3 protein-coding genes are annotated in these 2314 nt (G+C 68.4%); 1 reads left to right on the plus strand and 2 read right to left on the minus strand.

What is annotated here, in order from left to right:
* On the minus strand, window positions 1–560 hold a 560-nt coding region (locus tag FVW27_RS13440), incomplete at its 3' end, for a MoeA family protein (RefSeq protein ID WP_481850164.1).
* 610 nt (window positions 561–1170) lie between these two features.
* Between FVW27_RS13440 and FVW27_RS13445 the strand changes: the two genes are divergently transcribed.
* A complete protein-coding gene (locus FVW27_RS13445) occupies window positions 1171–2079 on the plus strand; it encodes a DMT family transporter (protein ID WP_167125945.1) in 909 nt (302 codons plus the stop codon).
* 4 nt (window positions 2080–2083) lie between these two features.
* On the opposite strand, the gene FVW27_RS13450 is transcribed toward FVW27_RS13445, so the two are convergent.
* Window positions 2084–2314 (minus strand): helix-turn-helix domain-containing protein (locus FVW27_RS13450; protein ID WP_279586634.1); only part of this gene is annotated, 231 nt, incomplete at its 5' end.

Consider the following 2314-nt stretch of genomic DNA (forward strand, 5'->3'; position numbering starts at 1 on the left):
ACCGTGGTGGCGCCCACGGCGGCCAGCATGCCCACTTCCTGCGGGCGCAGCCGGGTGCCCGCCGTCAATGCGGGCATGCCCGCCATGGCGTCCTCGCCGCGCAGCATAACGTTTTCGCCGGGGGCCGCGGCACGGCGCATTTCGATGGTGCCCGCGCCCAGTTCGTGGGTATGTTCCACCATGATCACCGCGTCGGTGCCTTCGGGCATGACCCCGCCGGTGACGATGGCGGCGCAACGGCCCGGCGCAACGGCAAAGGTGGCGGGGTGCTCTATGTCCACCCTGCCGTCGCATTCGAGGTAGGCGGGGTTCGTTTCCGTGGCGCCGAACAGGTCGGCGGCGCGCACGGCGTAGCCGTCCATGCCCGCGCGGTCGGTGAGGGGCAAATCTTCTGCGGCGATGACGTCCGCCGCCAGCACGCGGCCATCGGCGTGGTGCAAATCCACCGTTTCCGCCGCCAGCGGCGGAAAGGCACGCAAGAGATCGGTGAATGCCTCCACCGAGAGGACGTTGAAAAATCCGGTCATGGTCACGGTTGGCACCTTTTCCTTCTTGCGCACGGGGTCCGCCACGCACGGACTGGCCGTGCGGCGGCACCGCGCGCCACCGGGCACGGGTTGGACGCGAACACCTCTCCTACCCCGCGCAGGCGCCATGGGCAAGGGATCCGCACGGCGCGAACGGCAACGGGGAAGGGCGTGGATGCAGACCGGAACACGGCCACGGAGCATGGAGCGCGGGGCCATGCCGGACAGAACCCCGGCACGGCGGACGGCACCGGGACAAAGGCACGGTGGTGTGTGCGGGGGGATGGCTGCCGGTTGCTGCAAGGCGACGCACAAAACTTCGCCCAGACTGTTGACACGTTTTTGCCAAGCATATAGATATTAGGCATACGATTTATAAAATCGTAACACTAAATTGCTCGGTGTGCTTCCGCAAGAGAGCAACGCATCCCTCCCGCCTGCGCCCCCGTCGTTCCCGCCGACGGGGGCGCGCTGCATTTCCCGGAGGGGAATATTTCCGCGCCTCGCGCAGCTGGTGCGATTGGCGCAGTTGGTGCTACTGGCAGCACTGGCATAACTGGCGCCGTCACCACGACAGGCCCGCCCGCTTGACACCCCCAGACCCCCGGCGTAGGCAGGATGCTCCCATTTTCGGAGTACATCCATGCATGCATCCCCCCGCAATGACCGCCTTGGCGGCGGCACGCGCGGCGTCCTTCTGGCGCTGGCGGCCACCGTCATCTGGTCCGGCAATTTCATCGTGGCGCGCGCGCTGGCCGACAGCATGCCGCCGGTATCCGTCTCGTTCGCGCGGTGGCTGGTGGCCACCTGCGTCCTGCTACCCTTCGGCCTTGGCCCGCTGCGCCGCGAATGGCCGGTGGTGCGCGCCCACCTTGTCTATTTCTGCGTGACCGGCTTCGTGGGCGTTTCGGTGTTCAACACCTTCATCTACGTGGCCGGGCGCACCACCGCCGCGCTGAACATGGCGCTCATCGCCACGTCGTCGCCCATCTTCATCATCCTGTTTTCGCGGGTATTCCTGGGCGAGGCGGTGACCGTGCGCCGCCTGGCGGGCCTGGCCACGGCAGTGACCGGCATCGTGGTGCTGGTGACGCGGGGCGACCTTGCGCGCCTGTCCAGCCTTACCTTCACCAGCGGCGACCTGTGGATGGTGGCCGCTTCCATGCTGTTCGCGGGGTATTCGGTGCTGGTGCGCAAGCGCCCGGCAGGCGTGGGGCAAACCACGTTCCTCATGGCCACCTTCATTCCCGGGCTGCTGGGCGTCCTGCCCATGCTGGCGTGGGAACTTTCCACCGGCCCCATGCCCGTGTTCACGCCGCAGGCCGTGATCGGGGTACTGTACATCGGGCTGGGGGCGTCGCTGGTGGCCTACCGCTGCTGGAACCTGGCCATCGCGGCCATCGGCCCCAGCCGCGCGGCGCTGATCTACTATTCCCTGCCCGCGTTCAGCGGGCTGGAGGCGCTGCTGCTGCTGGGCGAGCCGGTAACGCCCGCCCACTTCGTGAGCGGCGCCCTGATCCTTGGCGGCATTCTGGTGGCCACGCGGGAATGACCGCCTAGCCCCGGAACTCGCCCACATCCATCCCCAGCCGCGCCACCATCTTCTGGATGGCCACCCGCGACAGGCCGGACAGCCGCGCCGCCTCGGACACGTTGCCGCCGGTCTGGGCCAGCAGGTCGCGCAGGTAGCCCTGGGTGAACTGGTCGGTGACGCGGGCCTTGGCCTCCTTGTACGGTGCCACGCCGCCCCCCGCCGGGCCTGTCGCGCCCGACGCCGTTCCACCGGG

Origin of the sequence: Nitratidesulfovibrio liaohensis (assembly GCF_011682075.1) — a bacterium.
GTDB classification, from domain to species: Bacteria; Desulfobacterota; Desulfovibrionia; order Desulfovibrionales; family Desulfovibrionaceae; genus Cupidesulfovibrio; species Cupidesulfovibrio liaohensis.